At 60.8% G+C, this 6927-nt stretch carries 14 protein-coding genes; 13 read left to right on the plus strand and 1 reads right to left on the minus strand.

Annotated elements, in window-relative coordinates:
- The first annotated feature begins 29 nt into the window (after nucleotides 1–29).
- The 8 genes from HA052_RS16090 (at nucleotide 30) to HA052_RS16125 (ending at nucleotide 3153) form a co-directional block, all read left to right on the plus strand.
- On the plus strand, nucleotides 30–767 hold the full coding sequence (locus HA052_RS16090; protein ID WP_166452651.1) for a replication protein P: 738 nt from the start codon (nucleotides 30–32) through the stop codon (nucleotides 765–767).
- Nucleotides 764–970, plus strand: coding sequence for a hypothetical protein (locus HA052_RS16095; RefSeq protein WP_081575025.1), 207 nt, complete (start codon nucleotides 764–766; stop codon nucleotides 968–970). The genes HA052_RS16090 and HA052_RS16095 overlap by 4 nt, the downstream gene beginning before the upstream one ends.
- A complete protein-coding gene (locus HA052_RS16100) occupies nucleotides 970–1410 on the plus strand; it encodes a RusA family crossover junction endodeoxyribonuclease (RefSeq protein ID WP_081575026.1) in 441 nt (146 codons plus the stop codon). The genes HA052_RS16095 and HA052_RS16100 overlap by 1 nt, the downstream gene beginning before the upstream one ends.
- 7 nt (nucleotides 1411–1417) lie before the next feature.
- Entirely contained in the window at nucleotides 1418–1804 is a 387-nt protein-coding gene (locus tag HA052_RS16105) for a hypothetical protein (protein WP_166452652.1), read from the plus strand.
- 1 nt (nucleotide 1805) lies between these two features.
- On the plus strand, nucleotides 1806–2114 hold the full coding sequence (locus tag HA052_RS16110; protein WP_166452653.1) for a hypothetical protein: 309 nt from the start codon (nucleotides 1806–1808) through the stop codon (nucleotides 2112–2114).
- Nucleotides 2083–2427 (plus strand): hypothetical protein, encoded by a 345-nt coding sequence (locus HA052_RS16115; protein WP_019100043.1) that lies wholly within the window; start codon nucleotides 2083–2085, stop codon nucleotides 2425–2427. Before HA052_RS16110 ends, HA052_RS16115 begins: the two co-directional genes overlap by 32 nt.
- A gap of 145 nt (nucleotides 2428–2572) precedes the next feature.
- The gene (locus tag HA052_RS16120) at nucleotides 2573–2770 is read left to right on the plus strand and encodes a hypothetical protein (protein ID WP_166452654.1); all 198 of its coding nucleotides are present in this window, start codon (nucleotides 2573–2575) and stop codon (nucleotides 2768–2770) included.
- Nucleotides 2770–3153, plus strand: coding sequence for an HNH endonuclease signature motif containing protein (locus HA052_RS16125; RefSeq protein ID WP_081575658.1), 384 nt, complete (start codon nucleotides 2770–2772; stop codon nucleotides 3151–3153). The genes HA052_RS16120 and HA052_RS16125 overlap by 1 nt, the downstream gene beginning before the upstream one ends.
- Nucleotides 3154–3254: 101 nt before the next feature.
- Here HA052_RS16125 and HA052_RS16130 read toward each other — a convergent pair whose 3' ends face one another.
- Nucleotides 3255–3428: a YegP family protein gene (locus tag HA052_RS16130; protein ID WP_081575657.1), complete on the minus strand. Its 174-nt coding sequence runs from the start codon at nucleotides 3426–3428 to the stop codon at nucleotides 3255–3257.
- A gap of 268 nt (nucleotides 3429–3696) precedes the next feature.
- On the opposite strand from HA052_RS16130, the gene HA052_RS16135 reads away from it, so the two are divergent.
- From HA052_RS16135 to HA052_RS16155, 5 genes are all read left to right on the plus strand, one after another.
- On the plus strand, nucleotides 3697–3948 hold the full coding sequence (locus HA052_RS16135; protein ID WP_081575655.1) for a hypothetical protein: 252 nt from the start codon (nucleotides 3697–3699) through the stop codon (nucleotides 3946–3948).
- Between the two features lie 138 nt (nucleotides 3949–4086).
- Complete coding sequence (locus tag HA052_RS16140) at nucleotides 4087–4572, plus strand: phage terminase small subunit P27 family (protein ID WP_166452655.1); 486 nt, start codon at nucleotides 4087–4089, stop codon at nucleotides 4570–4572.
- 4 nt (nucleotides 4573–4576) lie between these two features.
- On the plus strand, nucleotides 4577–6283 hold the full coding sequence (locus tag HA052_RS16145) for a terminase large subunit (RefSeq protein ID WP_166452656.1): 1707 nt from the start codon (nucleotides 4577–4579) through the stop codon (nucleotides 6281–6283).
- Nucleotides 6280–6447: a hypothetical protein gene (locus HA052_RS16150; RefSeq protein ID WP_166452657.1), complete on the plus strand. Its 168-nt coding sequence runs from the start codon at nucleotides 6280–6282 to the stop codon at nucleotides 6445–6447. The genes HA052_RS16145 and HA052_RS16150 overlap by 4 nt, the downstream gene beginning before the upstream one ends.
- A partial coding sequence (locus HA052_RS16155) for a phage portal protein (RefSeq protein ID WP_166452658.1) occupies nucleotides 6447–6927 on the plus strand: 481 nt, incomplete at its 3' end. The genes HA052_RS16150 and HA052_RS16155, both read left to right, overlap by 1 nt.

Here is a 6927-nt window from a genome sequence, read left to right on the forward strand (position 1 = left end):
GCCGGGATTGGCCGGATGGGAAACTGGACATGTCGCTGATGGACCGGCTGTTCAACGCCCTGGATGGCGCGTATCCGAACCGATGGCGCGCCGCGTTCCCCGACCAGCACGCCATCGACCACTGGCAGGACGAGTGGGCGCAGGCGTTCGAGGACGAAGGGCTGACGCCGCGCGATGTTGGCGTTGGTCGCAAGGCATGCCGCCGGCTCTACGACTGGCCGCCGTCCATCGCCGAGTTCCTGCGAGCCTGTCGGCCGGCCAGCACCAACACGCCGGAGGCGCTGTTCTACCGCGCCCAGACCGAGATGCAGCGGCGCCGCGATGGCCTGCCGGACAACTGGCCGTCTTGGGCGCTGTTCTGGGCCGCAGCCTCGCTCGGCAATGACCTGCTGTACGGCACGTTCAAGGGCATGGAGGCGCGTTGGTGTGTGGCCATGGAGGCGAATCAGCACCGCACGGATGCGCCGGAGGAAGCCCCCAAGCAGATCGCCGTAGCGCGCATCTCGCCGGCGGAGGCAGCAGACAGGCTGCGCGAGATCGGCGGCAAGGTCAAGGCCATAGGTGCGCCGGCGTCTGGCATCAAGCTGGACTGGGCGCGCAGCATCGCCGAGAAGACCGCGCGGGGGCATTACGGCAACGCCTACGGCCAGCGCATGGCCGCTGAGGCGTTCGTCAACCTCCGGCAGCCGGTGCCGCCTGCGTTGGTGCCGTTCTTGCCGGCGAGAGCACTAGTGGCCGCCAATGACCACGGGGAGGAAGCCGCGTGACCGAATGGGTCAAGACCGCCGACGACACGATGGAATGGCGCGGCTATAGCGTCGTGAAGTACGGCCACGGCGCCAGCGGCGACTCGATCTACCGGGCGTTCACGCCGGAGGGCGCCATGCTGTCGGTTGGCGCCGGCCCGGCCCAGGACCACATGGCACGGTGCGAGGAGCACTTCGCCAAATCGAACAAGAAAGGGCAGTGATGAACATTTCGTTTTTTGTGCCAGGCGCGCCGGTAGGCAAGGGCCGCCCCAAGGTGAGCAGCCGCGGGGGCAAGTTCGCCCAGATGTACACGCCGGAGAAGACCGCGAATTACGAATCCCTGATCGCCCTGGCGGCGCAGGAGGCAATGGCCGGCAACCCGCTGATCGCCGGCCCTGCTGATGTCGAAATCTCCATGTTCCTGCCGGTGCCGTCCAGCTGGAGCAAGAAGAAGCAAGCGGCCGCGCTGCAGGGCCAGGTGTACCCGACGAAGAAGCCGGACGCGGACAACGTGATCAAGGCCATCTTCGACGGCATCAACGGCGTGGTCTGGGTGGATGACGTCCAGGCCTGCGATATCGTCGTGCGGAAGCGCTACGCGGATAAGCCCGGCGTGGAAGTGACCGTGCGCGAAATCGCCGGCGCACTGTTCGCGGCGTGAGGCGGCCATGATCGAACCGGCAGCAGCATTGGCACAGTGGGGAAAGTGGCTGAACGACAGCGGCAGCTGGCGCGGCACCACGTTTTCGATTGAGGGGCGCTATGCCAGCGACCCGGAGCGCTACCGGTTCGCCGAGGATGCCGAGACGGCGAGGCGCCGCTGCGAGGTCCGCTATAGCCCGCTGATCGCCAGCCAGGTCGAGCAGATGGTGAACCAGTTGCACCAGGGCGAGAAGGCAGCACTGCGCGCGCGCCACGTCCATTACCCGCATCTGGCGAACGAGGACATCGCGCGCCGGCTGGCCATGAGCGCCAGGGCCTTCGACACCCTGTTGCTGGCGGCCACCGTGCGCTTTGGCCGGGTATGGCGCGTGCAAATCAGGAAGGCGGCGTAAGGTGAAGGCCTCGCCGAGTATCGCCAAGCAAATCCTTTGGGTGCTGATGGATGCGCCCAGGCCGCTTTTCTTGTCCGAGATAGTGGAGAGCCTTGATGGTGACTACCCTGGCACTTATATCATGCCGACATTAATCTGGCTAAAAGAACAGAGGAAGATAGGTGCACGAAAAATGCAAAGAGGCTATGGTAAAGGGCCGAAGGTTGCAAATGCATATTTCTATACTGCGCCAGATGACCTCCTTTTGATGGCGGAAGATAAAACATTGGAGACAAGTTATGTCTTATCGGGAAATCAAGGAAATGCTTGATCAGCAATTGGATAAACAGTTTGATGCAGACACCAAATTCAGTAGTGATGCGCTCGTTGCCTATTTGCGGTATATCGCGGACCAAGTCGAAATGAAACAGATAATGAGTACTTGCTCGATTATCCAAGTCAAAGAGCTTCCAATCAGTTCGCGATTAAAATCTACACTTATAACAAACGGTGTCGTTGAGATTGATGATGTTATAAAGAATGTAAAAGCAACTTCAACCCTTAGAATCAGAGGGGTAGGTGAAAAAGGGCTTGTAGAGCTTAAAGAGGCGCTTTACAGTCAGTGTGGAATCAAGGTCGAGTAAAATCTATATATAAATTCATTGCGAGTGGATTCCAATAACCACGGGGATTCGCTATATTGACGGCGTGGTGGCGAAGCTACGCACAACAAAGACGACCTGGCCCGACAGTTAACTCTGTCGGGCCTTTTTTATTTCCGGAGGCGGTATGCACATGCGGCAAACGCGGGTTGTTCATGACGCCCTGGGGCTGGCCCACGGTCAGCATGTCCTGATGCCGTCAGGCCAGGCCGCGCGCGTCGCCGAGATCAAGCTGCACTCCATCGTGTTCGAGTACCTGGGCCTGCGCCAGCGCGAGCTGGTCGAGTTGTCGTGGGAGCAAGTGCGGCAAGGCGTCAGGTTCTGATGGCGGGCTCACCCAAGCGGCTATGCGGCCGGCCTGGTTGCGGCGCCCTGGTGACGCCGCCGGAGCGCTACTGCCCGACGCATGCCGAGAGCGAACGCAAGCTGGCAGCAGAGGCTGACGCGCGGCGCGGCACCCGAACCGAGCGCGGCTATTCGAACGCGTGGATCAAGGCATCCATCGGCTACCGCCGAAAGAACCCATGGTGCGTGACCTGTAAGCGCGCCGGCCGGCTGGTGCCATCAGCGTGCGTAGACCACATCAAGCCGCATGGCGGCGACCAGACTCTGTTCTGGGATAAGACCAACTGGCAGGCGCTGTGCTGGCGCTGCCACTCGGAGAAGACCGCCCGCGAGGATGGTGGGTTTGGGAATGGGAGATGCTGATTATTAAGTGCATTGCCCTGCAGCTATTGCCACAGGGCATCTCCAGTCTTCCGCTGTCACTGCCCGTAGATCACAGGCACAGCAGAAAAACTGTAAACACTCTATTTTTCATGGACAGGGGTGTTTGCGTTAGTACTTTTTACCAGGTCGATGCCGTGGAGGCAGTCTTGCTTGTTGTTGTAACCCTCTGCGGAGTCCGCAACGATCTTGTTGTTGGCCGCGAACAGTCTCCAACGCCATTGCCCAGCATTGTCTTTGTACACAACGAATTGCATGGTGATCCTCCATGGAAGAAGAGTTCAAAAGCTACCTTTTCGAGTACCGATATAACGGAGAGCGGTATGGCTTCCAGATCAAGGCGCGATCTGCTGAAGAGGCCAAGCAGCATCTACGGTGTATCGCCTCCAATGCATCATATGACGGAGAGATATGTCTTGTCATTGATGTGGGTAATGGAAGCATGCTGAAAAGGTTGTTGCAGTTCATGCGATATGTGCTAGGCACCCCAAGCAAGTAGACCTGATTGATAGCCGAGGAGATGGCATGAAGGTCAATAGCATTCAGCAACACCACACAATCCATCTGGCACACGTTGACGAGCCCGATCTGCTGCGGCTTGTGACTGAGGCCATCGCCCAGCAGCTTGGCTTGGATGCCCGCGCGGCGAACGTCAAGGTGCGGGCTTACACCACCAGCTACTCCGAGGGCAGCCTCGGGACCGGCAAGACGCGCGTCGTGGTGGAGATCACCGAGGACCACGCGGAGCAGGTCAGCGCGAGGCCGCCAGACGCCTGAGCCGGATGCGGTACGAACTGTTCGCGTTTGAACCATGCCGGGGGGTAGGGGGGGTAAATCCTTCGCGGGATTCGGCCTTCCGGAACCGCGTGCTTCAGACTTTATTTTTTCCCGCGAAATAAAAAATTTGGGGGTGAGATGGCCCGAGCGCCAGGGGGAGGGCGGAAGCCAAAGCCGACCCACCTGAAAATCATCACCGGCAACCCGGGCAAGCGCGCGCTAAACAAGGCGGAGCCGGAGTATTCATCCGTGCCGGCCGCGCCGCCGCCGGACTGGCTTTCGCCGCTAGCCGTTGAGAAGTGGGAAGAGTTGGCGCCACTGCTGGCCGGCACCAAGGTGTTGACCGATGTCGACCTGCACAACCTCGAAGTGTTCTGCCAGGCCTATGCGCGCTGGCGGGAAGCCGAGAATAGCGTCAGCAAGAATGGCGTGATTGTTGACACGCCGTTCGGGCCGAAGAAGAACCCGGCCTGTACCGTCATCAACGAGACCAGCCGGCAGCTGGCCGCCTTCGGCGCCATGCTTGGCCTGGACCCTTCCAGCCGAAGCAGGCTCGGAACGGCCGGCGCGGCCACGAAGACAACCAACCGGTTTACCGGGCTGCTGAAAAAGAAAGCGTCATGAAACGATGGCATACCCCCACGTCACCGCGGCTACCAGGTGGGCGCGTGATGTGGTGGCAGGCCGCTTCCCGGCAGGGAAGTGGACGCGGCTTTCCGCCCAGCGCTTCCTTGATGACCTAGACCGCGCAAAAACCAAAGGCTTCCCGTACAAGCTGGACAAGGCGGAGGCCGAGCGCTCTTGCTGCTTCGTCGAAGAGCTTCCGCACACAAAGGGCAAGTGGGCGCGGTCGGCCGAGACAATCAAGCTCGGCGCCTGGCAGTGCTTCATCTTCGTCAACGTCTTCGGCTGGGTCCATAAAAAGACTGGGCTCCGGCGCTTCCGCGAGGCGTACAACGAGATCCCACGGAAGAACGGCAAGTCAGTGTTGGCGGCCGGCGTCGGTCTGTACTGCTTTGTTGCGGACGGGGAGTTTGGCGCCGAGGTGTATTCGGGCGCTTCCAGCGAAAAGCAGGCTTGGGAGGTTTTCCGACCGGCCAAGCAGATGCTGGAGAGGACACAGGATCTGCTAGACGCATCCGGCGCGGAGGTCTACGCGAAGGCCATGGCCATCCCCGAGGATGGCAGCCGATTCGAGCCTGTGATTGGGAAGCCGGGCGACGGTGCGTCGCCATCCTGCGCGCTGATCGACGAATACCACGAGCACGACTCGTCTGATCTGTACGACACGATGATTTCCGGCATGGGGGCACGCGAGCAGCCGCTGGCCTTCATCATCACGACCTCAGGCTTCAACCTGGCCGGGCCGTGTTACGAAAAGAGGATCGAAGCGGAGAAGGTGCTGCAGGGGCTGGTGGAGAACAACGAACTGTTCTGCATCATGTTCAGCGCCGACGAGGATGACGACCCTTATGCGCCGGGAACGCTGATCAAGGCAAACCCGAACTGGGGAATATCCGTTGATCCGGATTTCATGCTCAGCCAGCAGAGGCAGGCTGCGCAGAACGCCAGCATGCAGGTTCGTTTCAAGACGAAGCATCTGAATATCTGGTGCTCGGCGAAATCGGCCTGGATCAATATGGCGGAGTGGCACGCCGCGGGCGACGAGACGCTGAGGGAGGAAGACTTCCTCGGTGAAGAGTGCGTGGCCGCGTATGACCTGGCCAGCAAATTGGACTTTGCAACGCGGGTCAAAATCTTTGCTCGCAAACACGAGGAAACTGGACGGACTCACTACTACGTTTTCGCGCACCACTATCTGCCCGAGGCGACGCTGGAGGCGGAGGACAACCCGAACCGGGCCGCCTATGTGCGGTGGCGCAACGCAGGTTGGATCGAACAACACGACGGGACGGAGAACGACTTCGCCATGATCCTGCAGGATCTTGAGGACATCCCGACGCGGTTCCAAGTGCGTGAGTTCTGCCAGGACAAGTTCGGAGCTGCCTGGATCGCCCAGCAACTGACCGCTGGCGGCGCCACCGTGGTGGACGTGCCGATGAAGGCCATGTATCTGACGCCGGCAATGCGCGAGATCGAGGCGGCGCTGCGTTCGGGCCGGTTGCATCACAACGGCGACCCAGTGCTGGCCTGGATGATGTCCAACGTCACCGCACGGGCGGACAAAAACGACAACCTGTTCCCGGACAAGCAGAGCGCGCAGAACAAGATCGACGGCGCCGTGGCGCTGATCATTGGCATGACGCGCGCGATGAATCCGGAGCAGCCGGACAGCGGTTTCAAGTCCGCCTACGAGGACGAGGTTTATATATGAGCAAAACGGACAAGCTCACCATGCTGGTGGGCCTGGCGGGGGCCGCTGCGGTTACGACCGGAGCGGCCCTTCTTCATTCCGCTGCCGGCTGGATAGTTGGCGGCGGCTTCGCCCTGGTGTGGTCGTTCATGACGGCCCGGGCGGCTGCCGGGAGGGCTGGCTAATGTTCTCCTCACAGCAGTTTGGCGTTCAGGACGCTGCCAACCCGGAGCGCGGGTGGATCTCCAGCCTGATGGGAGCCGGGGCGCGCAGCGCAGCTGGCGTTCGGGTTTCGCCTGAAAAGGCGCTGGCGTTGACCACACTGCAGGCGTGCGTGACGCAGATCGCCGAATCTGTTGCCCAGCTCCCCTGCGAGCTGTACCGGCGTGATGGAGAAAACCGAGTTCGGGCAACGGAGCACCCGGTTTACCCGCTGATTCATCATGCGCCTAACCAGTGGCAGACCTCGTTTGAATACCGTGAGCAGCAGCAGATATCGGCAGGGCTGCGAGGTGCCGCTTACAGCTTTATTGAGCGTGATGCGGCAGGCTACCCGGTGGCGCTGATTCCGCTGGACCATCCCAAAGTAACGGTCCTGAAAGGCGAGGACTTGCTGCCGTACTACCGGATTGGCAGCAACCCGGCGATGCCGATGCGGATGATTC

This window comes from Chromobacterium fluminis (genome assembly GCF_011602385.1).
Classification (GTDB): domain Bacteria; phylum Pseudomonadota; class Gammaproteobacteria; order Burkholderiales; family Chromobacteriaceae; genus Chromobacterium; species Chromobacterium fluminis.